Annotated in this window: 18 protein-coding genes; 14 read left to right on the top strand and 4 right to left on the bottom strand. The window is 60.2% G+C overall.

Annotated features, from left to right (window positions below; all coding sequences use genetic code 11):
* Positions 1 to 15: 15 nt before the first annotated feature.
* Entirely contained in the window at positions 16 to 942 is a 927-nt protein-coding gene (gene epsC, locus P5706_RS01035; RefSeq protein WP_138817314.1) for a serine O-acetyltransferase EpsC, read from the bottom strand.
* A gap of 166 nt (positions 943 to 1,108) precedes the next feature.
* Between epsC and P5706_RS01030 the strand changes: the two genes are divergently transcribed.
* The 13 genes from P5706_RS01030 to P5706_RS00970 all read left to right on the top strand — a co-directional run bounded on the left by P5706_RS01030 (position 1,109) and on the right by P5706_RS00970 (position 17,111).
* Positions 1,109 to 2,104 carry a D-cysteine desulfhydrase gene (locus tag P5706_RS01030; RefSeq protein ID WP_200431144.1) on the top strand — a complete coding sequence of 332 codons (996 nt, stop codon included), beginning with the start codon at positions 1,109 to 1,111 and terminating at the stop codon, positions 2,102 to 2,104.
* A gap of 280 nt (positions 2,105 to 2,384) precedes the next feature.
* A complete protein-coding gene (gene tcyJ / locus P5706_RS01025) occupies positions 2,385 to 3,179 on the top strand; it encodes a cystine ABC transporter substrate-binding protein (RefSeq protein WP_200431145.1) in 795 nt (264 codons plus the stop codon).
* The gene (gene tcyL / locus P5706_RS01020; RefSeq protein WP_017135731.1) at positions 3,179 to 3,844 is read left to right on the top strand and encodes a cystine ABC transporter permease; all 666 of its coding nucleotides are present in this window, start codon (positions 3,179 to 3,181) and stop codon (positions 3,842 to 3,844) included. Before tcyJ ends, tcyL begins: the two co-directional genes overlap by 1 nt.
* A 2-nt stretch (positions 3,845 to 3,846) precedes the next feature.
* Positions 3,847 to 4,593 carry an L-cystine ABC transporter ATP-binding protein TcyN gene (gene tcyN, locus P5706_RS01015; RefSeq protein ID WP_200431146.1) on the top strand — a complete coding sequence of 249 codons (747 nt, stop codon included), beginning with the start codon at positions 3,847 to 3,849 and terminating at the stop codon, positions 4,591 to 4,593.
* Positions 4,594 to 4,968: 375 nt separating this feature from the next.
* Positions 4,969 to 5,754 (top strand): hypothetical protein, encoded by a 786-nt coding sequence (locus P5706_RS01010; protein WP_200431147.1) that lies wholly within the window; start codon positions 4,969 to 4,971, stop codon positions 5,752 to 5,754.
* Between the two features lie 187 nt (positions 5,755 to 5,941).
* Positions 5,942 to 7,183, top strand: a complete 1,242-nt coding sequence (locus P5706_RS01005) for an SfnB family sulfur acquisition oxidoreductase (RefSeq protein WP_285678349.1) — start codon at positions 5,942 to 5,944, stop codon at positions 7,181 to 7,183.
* A gap of 24 nt (positions 7,184 to 7,207) precedes the next feature.
* Entirely contained in the window at positions 7,208 to 8,401 is a 1,194-nt protein-coding gene (locus tag P5706_RS01000) for an SfnB family sulfur acquisition oxidoreductase (protein ID WP_285678348.1), read from the top strand.
* Positions 8,402 to 9,754, top strand: coding sequence for an LLM class flavin-dependent oxidoreductase (locus P5706_RS00995; RefSeq protein WP_285678347.1), 1,353 nt, complete (start codon positions 8,402 to 8,404; stop codon positions 9,752 to 9,754).
* A 143-nt stretch (positions 9,755 to 9,897) separates the two neighbouring features.
* A complete protein-coding gene (locus tag P5706_RS00990; RefSeq protein ID WP_285678346.1) occupies positions 9,898 to 10,713 on the top strand; it encodes a MetQ/NlpA family ABC transporter substrate-binding protein in 816 nt (271 codons plus the stop codon).
* Positions 10,710 to 11,825, top strand: coding sequence for a methionine ABC transporter ATP-binding protein (locus P5706_RS00985; RefSeq protein ID WP_285678345.1), 1,116 nt, complete (start codon positions 10,710 to 10,712; stop codon positions 11,823 to 11,825). The genes P5706_RS00990 and P5706_RS00985 overlap by 4 nt, the downstream gene beginning before the upstream one ends.
* A complete protein-coding gene (locus P5706_RS00980) occupies positions 11,815 to 12,459 on the top strand; it encodes a methionine ABC transporter permease (RefSeq protein WP_065930862.1) in 645 nt (214 codons plus the stop codon). The genes P5706_RS00985 and P5706_RS00980 overlap by 11 nt, the downstream gene beginning before the upstream one ends.
* A 361-nt stretch (positions 12,460 to 12,820) precedes the next feature.
* Positions 12,821 to 16,369 (top strand): immunoglobulin-like domain-containing protein, encoded by a 3,549-nt coding sequence (locus P5706_RS00975; protein ID WP_285678344.1) that lies wholly within the window; start codon positions 12,821 to 12,823, stop codon positions 16,367 to 16,369.
* A gap of 115 nt (positions 16,370 to 16,484) precedes the next feature.
* A complete protein-coding gene (locus P5706_RS00970) occupies positions 16,485 to 17,111 on the top strand; it encodes a class I SAM-dependent methyltransferase (protein ID WP_200431155.1) in 627 nt (208 codons plus the stop codon).
* Positions 17,112 to 17,226: 115 nt separating this feature from the next.
* Here the strand turns inward: P5706_RS00970 and P5706_RS00965 are convergent, their stop codons facing one another.
* The 3 genes from P5706_RS00965 to P5706_RS00955 are packed head-to-tail and all read right to left on the bottom strand — an operon-like array spanning position 17,227 to position 22,432.
* On the bottom strand, positions 17,227 to 20,286 hold the full coding sequence (locus P5706_RS00965) for an efflux RND transporter permease subunit (RefSeq protein WP_200431156.1): 3,060 nt from the start codon (positions 20,284 to 20,286) through the stop codon (positions 17,227 to 17,229).
* On the bottom strand, positions 20,283 to 21,353 hold the full coding sequence (locus P5706_RS00960) for an efflux RND transporter periplasmic adaptor subunit (protein WP_285678343.1): 1,071 nt from the start codon (positions 21,351 to 21,353) through the stop codon (positions 20,283 to 20,285). Before P5706_RS00960 ends, P5706_RS00965 begins: the two co-directional genes overlap by 4 nt.
* A complete protein-coding gene (locus tag P5706_RS00955; protein WP_200431158.1) occupies positions 21,350 to 22,432 on the bottom strand; it encodes an efflux RND transporter periplasmic adaptor subunit in 1,083 nt (360 codons plus the stop codon). The genes P5706_RS00960 and P5706_RS00955 overlap by 4 nt, the downstream gene beginning before the upstream one ends.
* A gap of 120 nt (positions 22,433 to 22,552) precedes the next feature.
* On the opposite strand from P5706_RS00955, the gene P5706_RS00950 reads away from it, so the two are divergent.
* A complete protein-coding gene (locus tag P5706_RS00950) occupies positions 22,553 to 23,713 on the top strand; it encodes an AAA family ATPase (protein ID WP_285678342.1) in 1,161 nt (386 codons plus the stop codon).
* Positions 23,714 to 23,779: the final 66 nt, after the last annotated feature.

Genomic DNA, 23,779 nt, shown 5'->3' with positions numbered 1-23,779 from the left:
TGTGCGGCTCAAATACTATTTCTGCGCGCCGTCGTCATGCTGCAAATTCGCCTGCGTGATGTTCGCCCCCGCCGGCACGCTGCGGGTCAGCCACACATTGCCGCCGATGGTCGAGCCCTTGCCGATGGTGATGCGCCCCAGGATCGTCGCCCCGGCGTAGATCACCACGTCATCCTCAACGATCGGATGGCGCGGATGGCCTTTCTGCAACTGCCCGTCCTCATCCGCCGGGAAGCGCTTGGCGCCCAACGTCACGGCCTGGTAGATGCGCACACGCTCGCCGATGATCGCGGTCTCGCCGATCACCACACCAGTGCCGTGGTCGATAAAGAAACTCGGACCGATCTGCGCACCAGGGTGAATATCGATGCCGGTGGCCGAGTGAGCAATCTCTGCACTGATCCGCGCCAGCAACGGCAGCCCGGCGCGGTATAGATGGTGCGCCAGGCGATGGTGAATCACCGCCAGAATCCCCGGATAGCACAGCAGCACTTCATCCACACTGCGCGCGGCCGGGTCGCCGTGGTAGGCGGCGAGCACATCGGTGTCCAACAGGCTGCGCAGTGAAGGCAAGGCCAGGGCGAAGTCCTGGATCAGCCGGATGGCCAGGGCGTCGACCTCGCTGTCATCCTTGGCGCCCTGGCGCGCGGCGTAGCGCAGCTCCAGGCGGGCCTGGGCCAGCAGGGCATTCAGGGCGACGTCGAGGGTATGACCGACGTAAAAATCTTCACTTTCTTCACGCAGGTCCACCGGCCCCAGGCGCATCGGGAACAGCGCGCCGCACAGCGCTTCAAGAATCTGCGCCACCGCCTCGCGGGACGGCAACTCACGGCCACCGTGCTCGCCACTGAGGCGGCCATTGCGCGTTCGCCACTGATCCCGGGCGCTGCGCAGCTGGCTGACGATGGTCTGCAATTGCCAATGACTGGAACGCTCACTCACAGTATTCACTCCTGACGATATGGCCATCACTTTACGGTATGCACCCTGGCCGCCCTTAAGAACCAATGGTGTGATGCTAAGAACTATCCGACATAAGCGATTGGCGGTTGCCGGTTGAAAAGTGCCTGCCTATAGTCGCCCCATCCCTTAGCCACTGTACGTCGCCATGATCAAACAACAGCTCGACCGTTTTAACCGCCTGGAACTGCTGGGCGGCGCCACTGCCCTGGAAAAACTCGAGCGGCTGTCGGCCTGGCTGGGCAGGGACATTTACGTCAAGCGCGACGACACCACGCCGCTGGCCATGGGCGGCAACAAGCTGCGCAAACTTGAATACCTGGCCGCCGATGCCCTTGCCCAAGGTGCAGACACCCTGGTGACCGCCGGCGCCATCCAATCCAACCATGTGCGCCAGACCGCCGCGCTGGCCGCCAAGCTTGGCCTGGGCTGCGTGGCGCTGCTGGAAAACCCCACCGGCACCGAAGACCCCAACTACCTGGGCAACGGCAACCGCCTGCTGCTGGAGTTGTTCGACGCCAAAGTCGAATTGGTCGAGAACCTCGATAACGTCGACGACCAACTCAACGCCCTCGCCGACCGGCTGCGCAGCAACGGCAAGAAGCCCTACCTCGTGCCTATTGGTGGCTCCAATGCCTTGGGTGCCTTGGGTTATGTGCGCGCCGGGCTGGAGCTGGCCGGGCAGATCCAAGACAGCGGCATTGAGTTCGCCGCCGTGGTGCTGGCCTCGGGCAGCGCGGGCACCCATAGCGGCCTCGCGCTGGCGTTGAGTGAAGTGCTGCCGAACCTGCCGGTGGTGGGCATTACCGTGTCGCGCACCGAAGAAGCCCAGTTCCCGAAGGTACAAAGCTTGGCCGAACGCACCGCCGAGTTGCTGGGCGTGGGCATTCCGCAAGCCTTCAAAGTGATCCTGTGGGACGAATATTTCGGCCCGCGCTACGGCGAACCGAACGCCGGCACCCTGGCGGCGGTCAAGCTGTTAGCCAGCCAGGAAGGCTTGCTGCTGGACCCGGTCTACACCGGCAAGGCCATGGCCGGTTTGCTCGATGGCATCGGGCGTCAGCGGTTTGAGGACGGCCCGATCATCTTCCTGCACACCGGCGGGGCACCGGCGTTGTTTGCGTATGACTCCGTGTTTAACTGAATAAACACGGATCAAAATGTGGGAGCTGGCTTGCCTGCGATAGCGGTGGATCAGTCAGCACATCTGTAGCTGGCGGACCGCTATCGCAGGCAAGCCAGCTCCCACATTAGATCAGCTGTATATTCCACAAAAGAATATCAAATTAATTTTATATTATTTTCAAGTCTTAAAAACTGGCTTTATAGTCGCGCCGTAGGCGAAGACGCGCACCGCGCTTTAAGGCAGGATACGACTACTGCGTCACCTGCTTCGCTCAACATAAAAAACACAGGGGCTGTTCATGACTATTTCTGTATTGCGTCGCACGTTGCTGGTTGGCACTTTGGGCTTGGCACTCGGGGCTGGTCTGATGGGCCAAGCCATCGCCGGCGAGCAGCTGGACACCATCAAGAAAGCCGGCGAGATCAAGATCGGCCTGGAAGGCACCTACCCACCGTTCAGCTTTGTCGATGAAAGCGGCAAGCTCAGCGGTTTTGAAGTCGAGCTGTCCGAAGCGCTGGCCAAAGAGCTGGGCGTCAAGGTCAAGCTGCAGGCCACGCCGTGGGACGGCATCCTCGCCGCCCTGGAATCCAAGCGCCTGGATGCAGTGGTCAACCAAGTGACCATCTCCGAAGAACGCAAGAAGAAGTATGACTTCTCCAAGCCATACACCGTGTCGGGTATCCAGGCACTGGTACTGAAGAAAAACGTCGACAGCATCAAGACCGCCAACGACCTGGCCGGCAAGAAAGTCGGTGTGGGCCTGGGCACCAACTATGAGCAATGGCTCAAGGACAACCAGCCTAAAGCCATCATCAAGACTTACAACGATGACCCCACCAAGTTCCAGGACCTGCGCATTGGCCGTATCGACGCCATCCTGATCGACCGTTTGGCCGCTCTGGAGTACGCCAAGAAAGCCCCGGACACTGCTGCTGCCGGTGATGCCTTCTCCCGTCAGGAAGCCGGTATTGCCCTGCGCAAAGGCGAGCCGGAACTGCTCGACGCGGTGAACAAGGCCCTCGACAAGCTGCGCGCCGATGGCACCTTGAAGAAGCTGTCCGAGAAGTACTTCAACGCTGACGTCACTGAATAATGGAAGCAGGTTTCCAACTCGCGCTGGACTCCGCGCCCTTTCTGCTCAAGGGCGCGTACTACACGGTGATTCTTAGCCTCGGCGGGATGTTTTTCGGCTTGTTGCTGGGCTTCGGCCTCGCCTTGATGCGCTTGTCTCGCTTCAAGCTCCTGAGCTGGACCGCCCGAGTCTATGTGTCGTTCTTTCGCGGCACGCCCTTGCTGGTGCAGCTGTTTTTGATCTACTACGGTTTGCCGCAAGTGGGCATCGAGCTGGATCCGATCCCGGCGGCCATGATCGGCTTTTCGCTGAACATGGCCGCTTACGCCTGTGAAATCCTGCGCGCCGCGATCAGTTCCATCGAGCGTGGCCAATGGGAGGCTGCCGCCAGTATCGGCATGACGCGCGCGCAGACCCTGCGCCGGGCCATTCTGCCGCAAGCCATGCGCACGGCCTTGCCGCCGCTGGGCAACAGCTTTATTTCGCTGGTCAAGGACACGGCGCTGGCCGCCACCATTCAGGTGCCGGAGTTGTTCCGCCAGGCACAGTTGGTGTCGGCGCGTACCTTCGAAATCTTCACCATGTACCTCTCCGCTGCCCTGATCTACTGGATCCTGGCAAGCATCCTGGCGCACTTTCAAAATCGCCTGGAAGACCGGGTCAACCGGCATGACCTGGAGTCCTGAGCATGATCGTGGTTGAAAAACTGACCAAACAATTCAAAGGTCAGGTGGTACTCAACGGCATCGACCTGGAGGTCAAGGAAGGCGAAGTGGTCGCCATCATTGGCCCCAGCGGTTCCGGCAAGACCACCTTGCTGCGCTGCCTGAACTTCCTCGAAGAACCCACCAGCGGGCGCATCAAGGTCGGTGATATCGAGATAGACAGCAGCAAACCGCTCAACCAGCAACAAGGCCTGGTGCGGCGCTTGCGCCAGCACGTGGGTTTTGTGTTCCAGAATTTCAACCTGTTCCCGCACCGCACCGCGCTGGAAAACGTCATCGAAGGCCCGATCGTGGTCAAGAAGATGCCACGCGAGGCGGCGATCGCACTGGGGCGCAAACTGCTGGACAGGGTCGGCCTGGCAGGCAAGGAAGATGCCTACCCGCGGCGCTTGTCCGGCGGCCAGCAACAGCGCGTGGCGATTGCCCGTGCCTTGGCCATGGAGCCGGAGGTGATTCTGTTTGACGAACCCACCTCGGCGCTCGACCCGGAGCTGGTCGGCGAAGTGCTGGCGACCATCCGCAGCCTGGCTGAAGAAAACCGCACCATGGTCATCGTCACCCACGAAATGAGCTTCGCCCGGGATGTGGCCAACCGAGTGATCTTTTTCGACAAAGGCGTGATCGTGGAGCAAGGCGAAGCCAAGGCGCTGTTTGCCAACCCCAAGGAAGAGCGGACCAAGCAGTTTTTGAGTAAGTTTTTAGCCCACTGACTGGCTTGCAGTGTGGTGAGGAAGCTTGCTTGCGCTGGGCTGTGCAGCGGCCCCAAAATCCTGGGAGCGCTTCGCACTCCAGCGGGAGCAAGCTCCCTCACCACAGTCCTACACAAAACCCTCCCAGCCATGGGTAAAACACCCCGCCAAACCCGCCTTAAAATCCCCCGCCCCGTCAGCCTTTTCTGAATCTGCTTCAATTCGCCGTTTAGCCTTTTGCCGCCATTGACGCCTGCCAGCCAACCCTCTTATCTAGCGCTCAGAGGATTGGATCCTATCCCGGCTACTCACTGAATCGTTCCTTTCGGCACCCAGCGCGCAATCGCGCCACGGGCGCCGGAACGATTGCTGCTGGCTGCATCAAGGAGATTACTTATGACGCGCACCGCACCCCAGGCCACGCTCACCGCCCCGACCCTGCCCCAGGCGAATCGATACGGCATCAATGCCCTCGCCGCTAGCCAATTGCAGGTGGATATCGCGCCTTACCCTGGCATGGACGAGGGCGACCTGATCGAGCTGTTCTGGAACAACTGCTTTGCCGACTCACGTCGGATTACCGCGTGCAAGGTCGGCACGCCGACCCGCCTGCGTGTACCCGAAAGTTTTATTCAGGATGGCACGGCACGGGTTCACTACCAAGTCATGCAAGTCGGCCACGGCCCGGCACGCTCAGACCTCACCCAGGTGCCCGTGAAGACCTGCTACCCCGGTGGCCACCCTTCTGCGTTGCTGGACGGTGAAAACCAGAACCTCGCCCCTGTGGGCCTGCCCGAAACCATCCGGCGCTATGGCGTCAACGGCGGCCAGGTAAGGCGCGGCATTCCGCTGACCATCCAGCCCTACCTGAACATGGCCACGGGCGATGCCATCACCCTGCGCTGGGGCGACGTGCGCCTGGACCTGCCGCAAATCCAGGCCAAAGGCGTGGGTCTGCCGGTGCAGGTGTGGGTGCCGTCGGCCATGATTATCGAAGCAGGCGACGACAGCCGCCTGGACGTGACGTACTGCATTCTCGATCGGGTCGGCAATAATTCGCGCTGGGCGCCAGTGCGCACCTTGAATATCGCCACCTGCGCGCCACAGCCGCCAGCCCGGCCAGCCAGCGCCACGACGATCTATCAACCGCGTCAGCCCGGTTCCCCCTGCGAACCTGGGTGACAGCCCTTCTATGCATATTCCTAGAAGTTAGTTTATTTAAAGATTTAACACGCTTAGGGTATATGTACCGGACCACCGGACATCTCTGATTTTTTTGTTTCTATTTCATTGAATGCGAGGTCGGTATGGTCAGAATTACCCCGGTGCATAACGCCAGGGCATTACGTGCAGCCAAGGAGCGGCGTTGATGTCTAACTTGGCTCTAACACACCCCCAGAGTGATCTGGACGTAGCCCCACTGCTGTTGCCGGCCACGGTGCTGCGCAACGACGCCCAGGCGTTGAGCGCGGCGCATGAGCTGGCCCAGGCCGCGCGCCTGCAAGCGGCTAAACGCGACCAACAGCGCCAGTTGCCCTGGTCGCAGCTTGAGCAGTTCACCCGCAGCGGGCTGGGCAGTATTTCCATTCCCCGTGAATACGGCGGCCCGCAAGTGTCATTCGTGACCCTGGCCGAAGTGTTCGCGATCATCAGCGCGGCGGACCCGGCCCTCGGGCAAATCCCGCAGAACCATTTCGGCATTCTGCACCTGCTGCAAAGCACCGCCACCGAGCGCCAGAAAAAGCAGCTGTTCCAGAGCGTGCTCGACGGCTGGCGAATAGGCAATGGCGGCCCCGAACGCGGTACCAAAAACACCCTGGAACTCAAGGCGCGCCTCACTGCCAAGGATGACGGCTATGTGATCAGCGGCCAGAAGTTCTACTCCACTGGCGCCTTGTTCGCGCATTGGGTCGCGGTAAAAGCACTGAACGATGACGGCAAGCAAGTCATGGCGTTTGTGCGCCGTGGCACGCCAGGGCTGCGCATCGTTGACGATTGGTCGGGCTTTGGCCAACGCACCACCGCCAGCGGCACGGTACTGCTCGACCAGGTGCCGGTGGACGCAGAGTTGGTCGTCGACAACTGGCGCCTCGGCGAAAGCCCGAATATCCAGGGCGCGGTCTCGCAACTGATCCAGGCCGCCATCGACGCCGGCATCGCCCGTGGTGCGCTGGACGACACCATCGCTTTCGTGCGCGAACGCTCGCGCCCGTGGATCGACGCCAAGGTCGAACGCGCCAGCGATGACCTGTATGTGATCGCCGATATCGGCAAACTTAAAATCGAACTGCACGCCGCCGAAGCCCTGCTGCGCAAAGCCGGCAAGGTGCTGGACGAGGTCAGCGCCGCACCGATCACCGCGCACTCGGCCGCCCGCGCCTCGATTGCCGTGGCCGAAGCCAAGGTGCTGACCACCGAAGTGTCGTTGCTGGTGAGCGAAAAGCTCTTCGAACTCGCCGGCAGCCGCGCAACCCTCGCCGAATTCAACCTTGACCGCCACTGGCGCAATGCCCGCGTACACACCCTGCACGACCCGGTGCGCTGGAAATATCACGCCATCGGCGCCTATCGACTGAACGGCACTTTGCCTGCTCGACATTCCTGGATCTGACCGACCAGACATCTGGAGAAACCCATGACTTTTTCCCCTAACGTCGCGGTCATCACCAGCGACGAACAAGCCCTTATTGTCGCCAGCGACCTGGCCGAAGACTTCCGCCGTGACAGCGCGCAGCGCGACCGCGAACGCCGCCTGCCCTTGCCTGAACTGGACGTGTTTTCGCGCTCCGGCCTGTGGGGTATCAGCGTGCCCAAGGAGTACGGCGGCGCCGGCGTTTCCAACGTCACCCTGGCCAAAGTCATCGCCCTGATCGCCCAGGCCGACGCCTCGCTGGGCCAGATCCCGCAAAACCATTTTTATGCGTTGGAAGTGCTGCGCGTGAATGGCAGCCCCGCCCAGCAACAGCGCCTGTACGCCGAAGTACTCGCCGGGCAACGCTTCGGCAACGCCTTGGCGGAACTCGGCACCAAAACCGCCCATGACCGCGTCACCTCCATCACCCGCGATGGCGATGGTTTTCGCATCACCGGGCGCAAGTTTTACTCCACTGGTGCGATCTACGCTCAACGCATCCCTACTTCGGTGGTGGATGAACACGGCGTGCAGCAACTGGCGTTTGTGCCCCGCAACAGCGAGGGCTTGAGCGTGATCGACGACTGGAGTGGCTTCGGTCAGCGCACCACGGGCAGCGGTTCAGTGGTGTTCGAAAACGTCTGGGTGGCAGCCCATGACGTGATCCCGTTCCAGAGCGCCTTCGAGCGCCCGACCACCGTCGGCCCGCTGGCGCAGATCCTTCACGCCGCCATCGACACCGGCATTGCCCGCGCCGCCTTTGAAGATGCGCTGCACTTTGTGCGCACCAAAACCCGCCCGTGGATCGACGCCGGCAACGACAAGGCCAGCGAAGACCCGCTGACGCTCAAGAGCTTCGGCCACTTGAGCATTCGCCTGCACGCCGCCGAGGCCTTGCTGGAGCGCGCGGGTGAATACCTCGACCGCGCCCAGGCCGACAGCAATGCCCAGACCGTCGCAGCAGCCTCGATTGCTGTCGCCGAAGTGCGCGCCCTGAGCACGGAAATTTCCCTGGCTGCCGGCAGCACCTTGTTCGAGTTGGCCGGCAGCCAGGCGACCCTGGCCGAGCACGGCCTCGACCGCCACTGGCGCAACGCCCGCGTGCACACCCTGCACGACCCGGTGCGCTGGAAATACCACGCGGTGGGCAATTACTACCTCAACGATGAAAACCCACCACTGCGGGGGACCATCTGAATGACCAAGAAAAAAATCCTGCTCAATGCCTTCAACATGAACTGCATCGGGCATATCAACCACGGCCTGTGGACCCACCCACGGGACACCTCGACGCACTACAAAACGGTCGAATACTGGACCGACCTGGCGCAAACCCTGGAGCGCGGGCTGTTCGACGGTTTGTTCATCGCGGATATCGTCGGCGTGTACGACGTGTACCAGAACGCTATCGACGTGCCGCTCAAAGAGTCGATCCAACTGCCGGTCAATGACCCGTTGCTGTTGGTCTCGGCCATGGCCGCCGTGACCAAAAACCTCGGTTTCGGCCTCACCGCCAACCTCACCTACGAGCCGCCGTACCTGTTCGCCCGGCGCATGTCCACGCTCGATCACCTGAGCCGTGGCAGGGTCGGCTGGAACATCGTCACCGGCTACCTCGACAGCGCGGCCAAGGCCATGGGCCTGACCGAGCAGGTCGAGCATGACCGCCGCTATGACCAGGCCGATGAGTACCTGCAGGTGCTGTACAAACTCTGGGAAGGCAGCTGGGAAGACGACGCGGTGCTCAACGACCCCAAGCAACGGGTCTATGCGCAACCGGGCAAGGTGCACAAGGTCGAGCACCACGGCGAGTTTTATCAGGTGGAGGGTTATCACCTGTGCGAACCCTCGCCGCAGCGCACGCCAGTGTTGTTTCAGGCCGGCAGTTCGGACCGTGGCCTGCTGTTCGCCGGGCAACATGCCGAGTGCGTGTTCATCAGCGGCCAGAACAAGGCTGCGACCAAAATCCAAGTGGACAAGGTGCGCGCCAGTGCCGTCGAGGCCGGGCGCAACCCGGATGACATCAAGGTGTTCATGGGGCTTAACGTGATTGTTGGCGCCACCGAAGCACTGGCCTGGGCCAAGCACGCCGAGTACTTGAGCTACGCCAGCCCGGAGGCTGGCGTGGCGCATTTTTCGGCGTCCACGGCGATTGATTTTGCCCAATACGAAATCGACGAACCGATCCAGTACGTGAAGAGTAATGCGATCCAGTCGGCCACCAAGAACCTGCAAAACAACGACTGGACCCGGCGCAAATTGCTCGAACAGCACGCCTTGGGTGGACGCTACATCACTTTGGTTGGCTCGCCCGAACAAGTGGCTGATGAGCTGGAATCCTGGATCAGCGAGACGGGGCTGGATGGCTTCAATTTGACGCGCATCGTGACGCCGGAAAGCTACGTCGACTTTATCGATCTGGTGGTGCCGGAGTTGCAGAAGCGTGGGTCGTACAAGACGGCTTATGAGCAGGGAACACTGCGCGAAAAAGTCTTCCACGCTGGCGCTCGCCTACCCGAACAACATACCGGCTCCACCTACCGACACTGAACCAAAACTGTGGGAGCTGGCTTGACTGCGATGGCGGTGGGCCAGCAACACATATGTGGCTGACAGACCGCTATCGCAGGCAAGCCAGCTCCCACAAGTGACCGCATTGTTCTTATCCATTACCTTATGACTGGAAATCGATTATGAAAAAAACCCTGCTCTCCCACCCAGTCAAAGCACTGGTCCTGGCCTTCGGTTTGTTTAGCTCGGCCGTTTTCGCCGCCGACGCACCGCTGAAAATCGGCACCACCGCCGCCTTCGCGATTCCCCTCGAAGCCGCCGTCGCTGAAGCCGGCAAGCAAGGCCTGAAAGTCGAGCTGGTGGAATTCACCGACTGGATCGCGCCCAACGTCAGCCTGGCCGCCGGCGATATCGACGTGAATTACTTCCAGCACATTCCGTTCCTGGAAAACGCCAAGGCCGCCGCCGGTTTTGACCTGGTGCCGTATGCACCGGGCATCATCAATAACGTCGGGCTGTATTCCAAGAAGTACAAAAACATCAACGACCTGCCCCAAGGCGCCAGCGTGGCGATTGCCAACGACCCGATCAACAGCGGTCGCGGTCTGCAATTGCTGGCCAAGGCCGGGCTGATCAGCCTCAAACCGGGCGTGGGCTACAAGGCCACCGAAGAAGACATCATCGCCAACCCGAAAAAGCTCAAGATCCTGCAAGTCGAGGCCGTGCAACTGGTGCGCGCTTATGACGACGCCGATCTGGTGCAGGGCTACCCGGCCTATATCCGCCTGTCCAAGACCTTCGATGCCGAGTCGGCGCTGCTGTTCGACGGCCTCGACCACCCGGAATACGTGATCCAGTTTGTGATCCAGCCCAAGAGCAAAACCGACCCGCGCGTGATCAAGTTCGTCGACATTTACCAGCACTCACCAATGGTACGTGCGGCGCTGGATAAATCCCTCGGCAAACTCTACCAAGTCGGCTGGGAAGATAAAAAATGACCGCCGCCCACGCCCAACTGCGCGACCTGGGCACGCCGCCCAGGGACGCCGAGCAGACAGAGTTGCACCCGGACCTGAACCGCGCCCATGTGCGTTTTATCAACCTGGGCAAAACCTATGACGGCGCCGTGCATGCCCTGCAAGGCATTGATCTGGCGATCCAGCACGGTGAAGTGTTCGGCATTATCGGCCGCAGCGGCGCCGGTAAATCCTCGCTGATCCGCACCATCAACCGCCTGGAGCAACCCAGCAGCGGCCGCGTACTGATTGATCAGGTGGACATCGGGGAGTTCGACGAAGACCGCTTGGTGGCGCTGCGGCGGCGCATCGGCATGATCTTCCAGCACTTCAACCTGATGTCGGCCAAGACCGTGTGGCAGAACGTCGAACTGCCGCTGAAAGTCGCCGGAGTGCCCAAGCCGCAGCGTGAGCAAAAGGTGCGGGAACTGTTGGAACTGGTCGGCCTCAAGGACAAGCACACAGCCTACCCGGCGCAACTCTCCGGCGGGCAGAAACAGCGCGTGGGCATCGCCCGTTCGCTGGTGCATGACCCGCAGATTTTGTTGTGCGACGAGGCCACTTCGGCCCTCGACCCGGAAACCACCCAGTCGATCCTCGGCCTGTTGCGCGAGATCAACCAGCGCCTGGGCCTGACCATCGTGTTGATCACCCACGAGATGGCGGTGATTCGCGATATCTGCGACCGCGTGGTGGTATTGGAACACGGGCGCATCGTCGAACAAGGCCCGGTGTGGCAAGTGTTCGGCAACCCGCAGCACGAGGTCAGCAAAACCCTGTTGGCGCCGTTGCAACACGGCTTGCCGCCAGAGCTGCAAAACCGCCTGCAACTCACCCAGACCTCGGCTGACGCGGCCCTGGTATTGCGCTTGCAGTTCACCGGCAGCGCCGCAGACGAACCGGACCTGGCCGCACTGTTCAGCGCCCTCGGCGGGCGCGTGCGCTTGTTGCAAGGCGGTGTGGAACGCATTCAGGGGCATGCCCTGGGGCAATTGTTGCTGGCAGTGAATGGCTCGCCGCATAACGCCGAAGCACTACGCATCCGCGCCGGGCAGTGGGCACAACAGGTGGAGGTGCTGGGCTATGTGGTTTGATCGCTTATTACAGGGCGCCATCGACACCTTGTTGATGGTTGGCGTGTCATCGCTGATCGCATTGCTGGTGGGGATACCGCTGGCGGTGTTCCTGGTCACCAGCGACAAAGGTGGCATCTACCAGGCACCAGCGCTGAACCGCGTGCTGGGGGCGTTCGTCAATCTGTTCCGCTCGATACCGTTTCTGATCCTGATGGTCGCGCTGATCCCGTTCACGCGGCTGATCGTCGGCACCACCTATGGCGTGTGGGCCGCCGTGGTGCCGCTGACCATCGCCGCCACACCGTTCTTTGCGCGGATTGCCGAGGTGAGTTTGCGTGAGGTCGATCATGGTTTGATCGAAGCCGCACAGGCCATGGGCTGCCGGCGCTGGCACATTATCTGGCATGTGTTGTTGCCCGAAGCGCTGCCGGGGATTGTGGGTGGTTTTACGATTACCCTGGTGACCATGATCAACTCGTCGGCCATGGCCGGGGCGATTGGGGCTGGAGGCTTGGGGGACATTGCGTATCGGTATGGGTATCAGCGCTTTGATACGCAGATCATGCTCACGGTGATTGTGCTGCTGGTGGTGTTGGTGGCGGTGATTCAGTTGGGTGGGGATCGGTTGGCGCGGGGTTTGAACAAGCGCTGAAACCAAGGGACTCCCTCGCAAGTTGACCGTCACGTCTATTGCCGCACCGCCCGTCGACACTGTCAACTTTGACAGCTAGACGATGTCAAGCCCCCAGGCGTCATATCTCGTTTACCTGCGCGCCATCGGGGCGCGTATTACGAGTAAGGGGATACCAATGTCCAGCCTACCTCCGGATTCCGACGAAGACCTACAACCACCGACTTCGTATACGCCTGCCGTTCGACTCCAGGCCCCCTTCGGCACAGATCCTGAACCAAGGGAGGATGAAGCCGCCGCTTGGGGGATGGGAATCCGACATCTGTTTCCGGCCAGATTCGTATTTCCCCCATGGATTGGGATGGCTGCAGGTGACGAGTACATGCTCTACCTCAACGACATGAACAGCCCCATCGCATCGGATGTTCTCCTCGACGTAAAAGCGAAAGCGTTACTGTCAATAAATCAAGTGCCGAGCGGCGAAGTCTTGATACGCGGTCGAGTCCGACGCGCCGGCAGTTTGCAGAACAGTTACTCCCCCATTGAAAAAGTACTGATCATACCTACCCATCCCGCCGGGTTTGATCAGGAGGTCACAAAGCCTTGGCACAGCGGGCTTAGTCTGTCGATCGAAAATCTGCCCATGGGCTCGATCATTGATAGCGACATCGCCGCGCAAGGATTCGTTTGCCTGATCGACAAGCCCCTCAACGCGCGCAAAAACGATGTCTACGTCATCTTCGTTGGAGGTATCCGCACCGAATACCAGTTGACCGAGAAAGAAGCCAAAGGGCCTGGGCCGATCAAAGTGAAAATCGGCCCGGAGGTGCTCAGCCAGATCATTCCAAATGGCGAGATAGAAGTCGTGTTCACGGTGAGGAATGTCGTGGGCAACAGCCCCGGAGGTGATTATCAGTTTTCCAAAAGCTACAAACTGATCTCGGAAAAAGACCCAAGTTTGTTGGTTTTCCCCTACTTTCTCAAAAATGGCGAACCCGCGGATTATCTTGATCTGAGCGCCGACAGCCAGGCCTTGCTGGAGATGGAGGTCACTCCGTTGCGCGCGTCCCCCATACCCAGGCCTCTGAACATGATCACGGGCATCGTGACGCTGCTGCAAGAAGATGGGGGAACCAAGGTTGTGCGCTTGCCGCCCGTGACAGACAGCGGCCGGGGTAGCACACTGAGGATTCCACTCACCTACGATCTCTTCAAATCCTTGGCCAACGGGCGATTCCGGTTGGCGTACGAGTCGCATACCCCCGCTGGGGTGGTATTGAGAACGTCGGGCAGCGCCCTGGTTAACGTGGGGGGGCTGCCAGTGTCGCTGCCGGCAGTGACCATCGCCGGATTGCTGGCGGGGATACTGACCAGCGACAAAGACACTAACGCAACGATACCTCGCTACTTCCCCTACAGCCCTAATTTTCAGGAAAAATTTTTGATCGTTGCCACTGACGGCAACCTCATTTACGAAGACACGCAATTTGCGGGAGCCGAGGGTGGAACGCGTCGCGTGACCAAGGAAACGCTAAAAACGTTTGAAGGCAAACGCGTGCAGATTTACTACACCGTTGACAAAGGCGAGGGCACTTCGGCATCCCTCCTCACGTCCGAGAAATTGGACGTCCAGATCGGCAAGTGGATCGAGGAACTGGATGCACCGATTGTTCAACTGGCCACAGACGGTTTCATCGACTCAGCAAGCCTGCATGACGACGAGTTTCTGGTAACGTTTCCTTTCTCTTACTCACGCAAGGGCGACACACTCAACTGGAGCTGGACGGGTATGAATTCGGCGGGCTCGGCCACTGGCACCTTCAGTATCAACAGCGCTACCGAAGGCAAGAACCTTCCATTCATCCTTTACCCGCTGGAACGCAGGCTGGTGGACAACAACCAGGACGCCCAAATCAGCTTCAAGTACCGCGTATCGCAGTCAGGAACTCCGCCTGTTGTCTCTCGCTCCAAAGTGGCTTATCTCACCATCGGCAAGAGGCCGGTACTCGATCCGGCCGAAGTGCTTGAAGCCGGCCCGCTGCAGTACGAAATCCTGCCAAAAGCCGTGATCAAAGGCGCCACCGTATTGGCCAATTTCACCAACGCCAGCGCTCAGGATCGAGTGACTGTTCATTGGGTCGGGAAGTTTAACCTCAGCACCGCCGAAGTACCGGCGGTGTGGAATCCGAAGAGCAAAAACTTCTCTGCCCTGATCGATCCACAGGTTATTTCCAAGGGCGTTCGCAAGGACGGCAACCAGATCAGCGTGTGGTACAGCTTTATCCGTGGGCACACCACATTCACCTCCGAGCCCAAGTCGTTCTTGCTCAAACCACTTGAGTACCGGCCGGCACCGGTTATCGTCGACGCAGGCGCTACCGAGATGCTATTGCAGCTCTATAGGCTGACGGATAAAGCCATCATTCGAGTGCTGCCGTGGGACCTGATCAGCGTCGGCAATAATGTGATTCTGCAATTGACCGGTACTTTCGTCGATGGCACGCCCTACACCGATAGCTTTATCGACGGAACAGTCACGGCGGATCATATTTCCAAGGGCTATTCCCTGGCCGCACCCGTGGAAAACCTGCTTCGTCTTCAAGACCGCTCGCGCCTGAACATCAAGTGCTGGGTGAACCTGACGAATTCAGGGGACAAAAACGTAGCGATGCTGTTTGAAGAAAACAACTACGTTGTTGAAGCTATCGCAACCACCCAACCCGCACCGGCCTTTGCCAACATACCGGGGGGAAAAATATCCGTCTACGCGCCAGACCATGCCAAAAAGGCTTTTTTGACAGTGTCGGTGGCAGGGATGAGACCTGAGCAAAAATTCACTCCGGAAATCATTTTCCCGGACGGGACATTGGCCACGATTACAGCGCAGAACGGTGTAAGCACGGGGCGTATCGACTTCCCGATCAGCGACGACATCCTGGCGAAGATGGTCAACAAGGTCATGACAATGCGGTACACCGTGACCACCTTTGGCACCAAACCGATTACTTCTGCGCCTCAGGAGGTGACGGTGCAACCGCTGCGCGAAGGGGACCTTCCACAGGTGTTACTCAACAATATCCCCAATAACGGCACAATCGACCTCAACATTAAAAGCAATATCAAAGTGCTGGCGAGCTTAGCGACATGGCCTCTGATGATCAAAGGCCAACGGGTGTCAATTGATCTAAAAGCCAAAGACATAACCCCGCTGAATATCGAGTTTGCAATCGATGCAGAACAAGCCATTAACGGTATAAAAGATAAAGAAGTGAACCGAAGCTGGCTGGACACTGTGACGCCTAACACACAGATCTTGATCACCGGTAGCGTGAGACTCGATGGCAGTAATGCGACTGCCTTGCGGACAACGACGTATAACTTGGTCACCCCACTTAAGTTAAATGCTTCCACGATTAACTTGTCCGGGCTTTCTATCAAAGTCCCCGGCTGGCCAAAGACGGGGCTGGAATCCAATGGCAATACGGCTACATTGATCGCCAGCGGAGGGACAGGCAAAGTGACTTGGGCGTCTCGCAAACCTACGATCGCATCAGTCAATGCCAGCGGTTTGGTGGTAGGCATGGGTTGGGGTACAACGATTATTGATGCGACCGACTCGGCAGGCAACACGGTGTCCTGCACCGTCAACGTCAGCCAGGTGTATCGTTTGGTGATTAACGAAACGCAGACCAATTTCCCCGCAGCACTGGCGTGGATTAACACCGGTAACAGGCAAGTGGGCTGGGATGGTGTCTATGATTTGCAACGCGTGTATGGCGTACGCCTGCCGGTGACTCGCCATTACTGGTTTGGTGTCACCACAGACCCCGCAACGGCCGTGTTTTACCATTGGCAAAACCTTGGAGTTGCTTCAGGCGGCCGTAATGACCACCTGTTCGGCGCGTGGACGCTGGTGAACCTAATAGGGTAAGGGATTGAGTGCCGCGTAAAAAGGACGGCGGATGTGTCTTAAACACATCCGCTTTTTTTTTAAACACTGCCATGGCGTATAGTCAGCCTCACCTCAATCCTCCCGAAACCAGGCCATGAAACTCGCCCCCGACGACCTCAACCAGATCACCACCACCACCCTCGACCACTACAACAAAGTCGCCGAAGACTTCCGTGAAGGCACCCGCGACCACGATGTGAGCCAGAACATCGACGCCCTGCTGCGGCATATCCAGGGTTCGGCGCCGTTCACCGTGCTCGATTTCGGCTGCGGGCCAGGGCGGGATTTGCGCACGTTTACGCGCATGGGGCATATCGCCGTGGGGCTCGATGGCTCTGAACGCTTTGCACAGATGGCGCGTGAAGACAGCGGTTGTGAGGTGTTGCAGCAGGACTTCCTGAAGCTGGACTTACCCGCCGCGCGCTTTGATGGGGTGTTTGCCAATGCGGTGCTGTTTCATATTCCCAAACAGGAACTGCCACGGGTGCTCGAGCAGTTGCATGGGGCGCTGAAGCCGGGTGGTGTGTTGTTCAGTTCCAACCCTCGGGGTGAGAATCAGGAAGGCTGGAATGGGCCTCGGTACGGGTCTTATCACGACCTGGAAGCGTGGCGGGGTTTGCTGACGGCGGCGGGATTTGTGGAGTTGGAGCATTACTACCGACCCGCCGGGTTGCCGCGAGAGCAGCAGCCTTGGTTGGCGAGTGTGTGGCGCAAGGCGTAGAGGTTGGTTGTTTGGTCTGACGCTATCGCAGGCAAGCCAGCTCCCACATTTGAAGGTATTCACACCTCAAAATGTGGGACCTGGCTTGCCTGCGATGGCGATTTAAGCAGCGCCGCTATTTCCCCTGATGTTCTTGCTTCGGCTCGCGGATCTTGTACCAGGCCACGTAAAGCGCCGGCAAAAACAGCAGCGTCAGCAAGGTCGCAATAATAATCCCGCCAATCATCGCGTAGGCCATCGGCCCCCAGAACACTTCCCGCGCAATCGGGATCATGCCCAGGCTGGCCGCCGCTGCAGTGAGCAGGATCGGCCGGCGCCGGTGCTCGGTGGCCTCCACCACCGCGTCCCACGGTGTGTAGCCGGCCACTTCATATTCGTGGATCTGCGTCACCAGAATCACCGAGTTGCGGATGATGATGCCGATCAGCGCCAGAATGCCGAGAATCGCCACAAAGCCCATGGGCGTGCCGGTGGGAATCAGCGCCAGCACCACGCCGATAAGGCCCAGCGGCGCGACACTGGCCACCAGGAACATCTTCTGCACGCTGTGCAACTGGATCATCAGGAAGGTCGCCATCAGGAACAGCATCAGCGGCACCACCTTGGCAATCGGGCCTTGGGCCTTGCCGCTTTCTTCGACGGTGCCGCCGGTGGCCACCTTGTAGCCCACTGGCAGGCCAGCGCTGAACTTGTCGATGGTCGGCGCCAGCTGTTTCACCAGGTCCGTGGGCTGCATCTCATCGCGCACCGAGGCCTTGATGGTGATCGTCGGCTTGCGATCGCGACGCCATACCAGCGGCTGCTCCAGCTCATAACGAACGGTGGCGAAGGCCAGCAGCGGAATCGAGGTGCCGTTGGGTGTGACGATCTGCAGGTTCTGCAAGGTTTCCGGCGTACCGCGCTCGGCATCTTCGGCGCGGCCGACCACGTTGATCAGGTAGATATCGTCGTGTACCTGGGTCACCGAGGCGCCGCTGACCACGCTGTTCATCAACTGCGCCACGTCTTCCGACGACAGCCCGAGCTGGCGCGCCTTGTCCTGGGCAATGTCCACGCGCAGCACTTTGCCCGGCTCGTTCCAGTCGTAGATGATCTCGCCCAGGTGGGTGTTTTGATCCAGCAAGGTCGCCAGTTCGATAGCGTGTTTGCGCACCTGATCAATGTCTTTGCCCGACACGCGATATTGAATTGGCCGCCCCACCGGCGGGCCCATTTCCAGCGGCTGCACATAACTGCCGATGCCCACGAAGTCATCACGCAGGCGCTTTTGCAAGCGCGCAATCAAGGCGCCGCGCTCTTCCAGGCCTTTGCTCACGATGACCAACTGCGCGTAGTAGGGGTTTTCCAGTTGCTGGTCCAGAGGCAGATAGAAACGAATCGCACCCTGGCCGATATAGGTACTCCAGCGGGCGATATCCGGGTCGTCCTTAATGATCGCTTCGAGTCGATCGACGGCCTTGCGCGTCTCATTGATCGAGGCGTTTTGTGGCAGGTTGAGGTCGACCAGGATTTCCGGACGGTCCGAGGACGGGAAAAACTGGTTCTGCACAAACTGCATCGAGAACACCGAGGCCACAAACAGGCCCACGGTAATGCCGATGGCCCACCAGCGGTTGCGCATGGCCCAGAGCATGCCGCCATTGAAGGCACGGCCGATGCGTCCAGGCTCAGCGTTATGCGGTTTTACCTTGGCACTGAGGATATGCACGCCAATCACCGGCGCAAACAGCACTGCCACCACCCACGACACCAACATGGCCACGGCAATTACCGCGAACAGGGTGAAGGTGTACTCGCCCGCCGAACTGGCGTTGAGGCCGATTGGCACAAAGCCGGCGACGGTCACCAGCGTACCGGTGAGCATCGGGAAGGCTGTGGAGGTATAGGCGTAAGTCGCCGCCTGCTCCTTGGTTTCGCCTTTTTCCAGGCGCGTGATCATCATCTCCACGGTGATCATTGCGTCGTCCACCAACAGGCCGAGGGCAATGATCAAGGCGCCCAACGACACCCGCTGCATGGTGATGCCGCTGTATTCCATGAACACGAACACCAACGCCAGCACCAGTGGAATCGAGCACGCCACCACCAAGCCGGCACGCATGCCAAGGCTGATAAAGCTCACCACCAACACGATGATCACCGCTTCAAACAAGGCACTGGTAAAGCCGCCGACGGCTTCTTCCACCACTTCGGCCTGGTCGGAAACCTTATGCACGCCGACGCCCACTGGCAGGTCGGCGGTCAGCTCGTCCATGCGCGTGTGCAGTGCCTTGCCGAACGACTGGATATTGCCGCCCTTCTGCATGGCGATGGCCAAGCCAATCGCCGGCTTGCCATTGAAGCGGAACATCGGCCGCGCCGGGTCGACGTAGCCACGGCTGATATCGGCAATATCCGCCAACCGATAAAAGCGGTCATTGAGCCGCAGGTTGACGTTGGCCAGGTCTTTTTCCGAGGCGAATTGCCCGGACGTGCGCACCGAAATTCGCTCCGGCCCGGCCTCGATCACCCCGGCGGGCGTCACGGCATTCTGTGATTGCAGGCTTTGCACCACTTGCCTCTGATCAATGCCCAGCGCCGCGAGTTTGCGCGTGGAGAAGTTCAGGTAAATCACTTCGTCCTGCTGGCCGATCATCTCGACCTTGCCCAGCCCCGGCACCGAACGAATTTCGGCGCGCACCTGCTCCACATAGTCACGCAGTTGGCGCATCGACAGGCCGTCGCCGGTAAAGGCGTAGACCGAGCCGAACACATCACCGAACTCATCGTTGAACGACGGCCCCTGCAAACCCTGGGGGAAGGTGCCGCGAATATCGTCGATCTTCTTGCGCACCTGGTACCAGATCTCCGGGATGGCCTTGGCGCTGGTGGTGTCCTTGAGGAAGACGAATACCGTGGATTCACCCGGCCGTGTGTAGCTCTTCACGTAGTCAAGGGAGTCGAGTTCTTCGAGTTTTTTCTCGATGCGGTCGGTGACCTGCTTAAGGGTTTCTTCCTGGGTCGCGCCCGGCCAGCGGGTCTGGATCACCATGGTCTTGATGGTGAACGATGGGTCTTCCTCACGGCCCAGGTTCATGTAGGAGAACACGCCCATCAGCAGCGCGACGAACATCAGGTACCAAACGAAGGACTGATGCTTAAGGGCCCAGTCGGATAAGTTGAAGCTCCCTTTCATCGCGGGCTGCCCTCGTCGATTTTGACTTTTTGCCCGGGTTTCAGGCTGTTCACGCCAGCGGTGACGATGCGTTCGCCGGGTTTGACGCCGCCGTTGAGCAAGGCGCTGTTGGCATCACGGCTGATCACCGTGACGTCACGCGGCTGCACGGTCTGGCTTTGGGTGTCGAGCAACCAGATGCGGGTCTTGCCGTCGACTTCCTGCAGAGCAGTCAACGGTAATTCGATACGCGGTGCGATGGCGCTGCTCAAGGTCACGCTGATGGCCGTGCCAAGGCGAAACGCAGGTGGCGTCTCGGCCAGGGTCAGGCGCGCACGACGGGTGCGCGTGGCGCTTTGGGCCTGAGGTTCGATTTCGCGCACGATGGCGGTGGTATTGACGTTTGGGTCGAGTTGCCCGGCAACCAGGAACACCACGTCCGGCGGCAGGCGCTCGGCGAGCCCGGCAGGCAGGTCGATCACCGCTTCCTTGATGTCCGGACGCGCCAGTGTGACCACTTGCTGGCCGGCGCTGACCACTTGGCCGGCCTCGGCATTCCAGGCGGTGACGATACCGGCGTGGTCGGTGCGCAGTTCGGCGTAGTTGAGTTGGTCTTTAGCCTGGTTGACCGAGGCTTTGGCTTGATCGAGTGTCGCCTGGGTGGTCTTCAGGTCGGTCTGCGCCACATCCAGCTGGGCCTGGGCACCGACGCCGCGATTGAACAGTTCCTGCTGGCGCCGAGCGTTGGCCTGGGCGTTGATGAACTGCGCCTGCACCCGGGCCAGGTCGCCTTGGGCGGCACGCAACTGGTTTTGCTGATCGGTGGGGTCGAGAACTGCCAGCAAGGCGCCCTTCTCCACTTCGGCGCCAACGTCCACGGCGCGGCGCGCGATACGACCAGGCACGCGGAACCCCAGGTTGCTTTCGTAGCGAGCCTGGATGGTGCCGGCGAAGCGGCCGAGGGTTTCCTGGTCTTCGGACTTCACTTGCATCGACAGCACCGGGCGCACGGGCTCGGGCGGCGCTTCCTCTTTGGAGCAAGCGACCAGCAACAGGCTGGCGGCAAGCAATGCCGTCAGGCGCTTCATGGCTGGACTCCTTGCTGGGCGATCTCGACGATCATGCCCGGGTGCAGCAATTGCCCGCCAGCCACCACGACTTTTTCGCCGCCCTTGAGGCCATCGCCAATGATCACTTTGCCGGTCAGGTAGCGCGCTACCGTGACTTTGTGCAGTTGCGCCTTGCCGTCGCCGTCAATCAGCCACACGGCGGGTTCGTTGAGGTCTTTGGTCAGCGCCGACCACGGCAGCTCGATACTGGCCTTGGCCGGGCCGTTGGCCGTGGCGCTGACCACCGAACCCAACTGCATGCCTTTGGGCAACGATTGCAGGGCGATTTTGACTTGCACGGTGCCGGTATTGGCCGCCACGGCGGGCGTGACTTCACGCACTTTACCCACGGCCTTGATGCTCGGGTTGTCCAGCAGGCTCACGGTAATCGGCGCATCGGGCGGCGGCTCCACCAGCAAGGATTCATAGACATTGAACACCGCATCGCGCTCGCCATCGGTGGCCAGGCTGAAAATCGGTACGGTGGCCTGCACCACCTGGCCGACTTCGGCCTGGCGCGCCGTTATCACGCCAGGGGCGTCAGCGATCAGCGCGGTGTAGCCGAGTTGTTCGCGGGCATTGGCCAATTGGGCTTGGGCAGCGGCCAGGGCACTTTGGCTGCTGCGCAGCGCGGCTTGGGCGGCGTCGTATTCGCTGCGGCTGGTGTAGCCCTTGGGCAAGAGCTTTTCCTGGCGCACAAAGGCGGCCGCGGTTTGCTTGACCCGCGCCTGCTCGGCCACGACCTGGGCCTGGGCGGAATCGACGTTGGTCTGCAAATCCTTGGGATCGAGCTTGGCCAGCACTTGCTTGGCGGTCACGCGGTCGCCCACGTCGACCATGCGCTGGATGATCTTGCCGCCCACACGAAACGACAAATCGGTTTGCACGCGAGCCTGGATATCGCCGGTCAGCGTCACGGCGGCGGCAAAATCCGCGGGCTGCACGGTCTGCACAAACACCCGCGAATGTTCCTTGGGCTCGGTCTTTTCCTGGCCGCAACCGCTCAGCAGCGTCAGCAGGCCAAGTGCGAAAATACAGGTGTAAATACGACCGCCCATGCAGGCTCCTTTTGCGTGACGCGATGTGACAGTGAGTATGCGACTGTGAGCTTAGATCAGGGTTCCTTATCTGCATTGAGCATCCCATACTCCAAGGGTTCCCACGCCGACTAAATACACATGCTCAAGACCCTCGCGGTGGCCAACTACCGCTCGATTAACAAACTGGTGGTACCGCTGGACCGGTTGAATCTGGTCACCGGCCCCAATGGCAGCGGCAAGTCCAACCTGTACCGCGCTTTGCGCCTGCTGGCGGAAACCGCCCAAGGCGGGGTGATCAATGCTCTGGCGCGCGAAGGCGGGCTGGATTCGACCTTCTGGGCCGGGCCCGAGAACGTCAGCCGACGCATGCGCAATGGCGAGGTGGCCGTTGAGCCAACCGTGCGCCAGGGCGTCAAACGCCTGCGCCTGGGGTTTGCCGCTGAGGACTTCAGCTACGCAATCTCCCTTGGGTTGCCGGAAAAGACCCTTTCCGCGTTCCAACTGGACCCGGAGGTAAAGAAAGAATGCATCTGGGCCGGTCACGTCTACCGCCCGGCCAGCCTGCTGGTGCAGCGCTCCGGACCCATGGTGCGCTCCCGTGATGGCCGCGCCTGGGATGTACTGGCCCAGCACACGCCCAATTACCACAGCCTCTTCGATCAGGTCGGCAGCCTGCGTGGCTCGCCGGAAGTGTTGCTGCTGCGCGAAAGCATTCGTGGCTGGCGTTTTTATGATCACTTTCGCAGCGATGTGGACGCCCCCGTGCGCCAGCCGCAACTGGGCACGCGCACGCCGGTACTGCATCACGATGGGCGCGACTTGGCTGCGGCATTGCAGACCATCCGCGAAATCGGCGACCCCGAGGCGTTGCAGCGCGCAGTCAGTGATGCGTTCCCCGGCGCACGGTTGAATATCGAGCCGTTGCAAGGCGGGCGTTTTGCGATTGAGTTTTATCAGGAGGGTTTGCTGCGGCCCTTGTCGGCAGCGGAATTGTCAGACGGCACCTTGTGCTACCTGCTGCTGATCGCGGCACTGCTGACGCCACGGCCGCCGACCATGATGGTACTCAACGAGCCGGAAACCAGCCTGCACCCGGATTTATTGCCGGCGTTGGCGCGTTTGATTATCCAGGCCTCGACGCAGTGCCAGGTGTGGGTGGTGTCGCACGCCAGCCGCCTGATTGCGGCGTTGCAGCAGGATGAGCAATGCAATTGCATCGTGTTGGAGAAGGTGCTGGGGCAGACTCAGATTGTCGGCCAGGGGATTCTGGATGGGCCGGCCTGGCATTGGCCGGAATAAGAGATGACTGGGCCGGCCTCATCGCGGGCAAGCCCGCTCCCACATTTTGATTTGCGAACACATTCA

This window comes from Pseudomonas sp. ChxA, from assembly GCF_030263855.1.
Taxonomy (GTDB): Bacteria; Pseudomonadota; Gammaproteobacteria; order Pseudomonadales; family Pseudomonadaceae; genus Aquipseudomonas; species Aquipseudomonas fluorescens_CB.
The sequence above is the reverse complement of the archived record's forward strand: the minus strand, read 5'-3'. Positions and strand labels throughout refer to the sequence as shown.

Excerpts from the sequence above, each read along its gene's own strand:
- tcyL (WP_017135731.1), top strand. The coding sequence starts at position 3,179 with ATGGAAGCAGGTTTCCAACTCGCGCTGGACTCCGCGCCCTTTCTGCTC.
- P5706_RS00955 (WP_200431158.1), bottom strand. The coding sequence starts at position 22,432 with ATGGGCGGTCGTATTTACACCTGTATTTTCGCACTTGGCCTGCTGACG.
- tcyJ (WP_200431145.1), top strand. The coding sequence starts at position 2,385 with ATGACTATTTCTGTATTGCGTCGCACGTTGCTGGTTGGCACTTTGGGC.
- P5706_RS01005 (WP_285678349.1), top strand. The coding sequence starts at position 5,942 with ATGTCTAACTTGGCTCTAACACACCCCCAGAGTGATCTGGACGTAGCC.
- P5706_RS00970 (WP_200431155.1), top strand. The coding sequence starts at position 16,485 with ATGAAACTCGCCCCCGACGACCTCAACCAGATCACCACCACCACCCTC.
- P5706_RS00965 (WP_200431156.1), bottom strand. The coding sequence starts at position 20,286 with ATGAAAGGGAGCTTCAACTTATCCGACTGGGCCCTTAAGCATCAGTCC.
- P5706_RS01030 (WP_200431144.1), top strand. The coding sequence starts at position 1,109 with ATGATCAAACAACAGCTCGACCGTTTTAACCGCCTGGAACTGCTGGGC.
- P5706_RS01000 (WP_285678348.1), top strand. The coding sequence starts at position 7,208 with ATGACTTTTTCCCCTAACGTCGCGGTCATCACCAGCGACGAACAAGCC.
- P5706_RS00980 (WP_065930862.1), top strand. The coding sequence starts at position 11,815 with ATGTGGTTTGATCGCTTATTACAGGGCGCCATCGACACCTTGTTGATG.
- P5706_RS00950 (WP_285678342.1), top strand. The coding sequence starts at position 22,553 with ATGCTCAAGACCCTCGCGGTGGCCAACTACCGCTCGATTAACAAACTG.
- P5706_RS01010 (WP_200431147.1), top strand. The coding sequence starts at position 4,969 with ATGACGCGCACCGCACCCCAGGCCACGCTCACCGCCCCGACCCTGCCC.
- P5706_RS00975 (WP_285678344.1), top strand. The coding sequence starts at position 12,821 with ATGCTCTACCTCAACGACATGAACAGCCCCATCGCATCGGATGTTCTC.
- P5706_RS00995 (WP_285678347.1), top strand. The coding sequence starts at position 8,402 with ATGACCAAGAAAAAAATCCTGCTCAATGCCTTCAACATGAACTGCATC.
- P5706_RS00985 (WP_285678345.1), top strand. The coding sequence starts at position 10,710 with ATGACCGCCGCCCACGCCCAACTGCGCGACCTGGGCACGCCGCCCAGG.
- P5706_RS00990 (WP_285678346.1), top strand. The coding sequence starts at position 9,898 with ATGAAAAAAACCCTGCTCTCCCACCCAGTCAAAGCACTGGTCCTGGCC.
- tcyN (WP_200431146.1), top strand. The coding sequence starts at position 3,847 with ATGATCGTGGTTGAAAAACTGACCAAACAATTCAAAGGTCAGGTGGTA.
- P5706_RS00960 (WP_285678343.1), bottom strand. The coding sequence starts at position 21,353 with ATGAAGCGCCTGACGGCATTGCTTGCCGCCAGCCTGTTGCTGGTCGCT.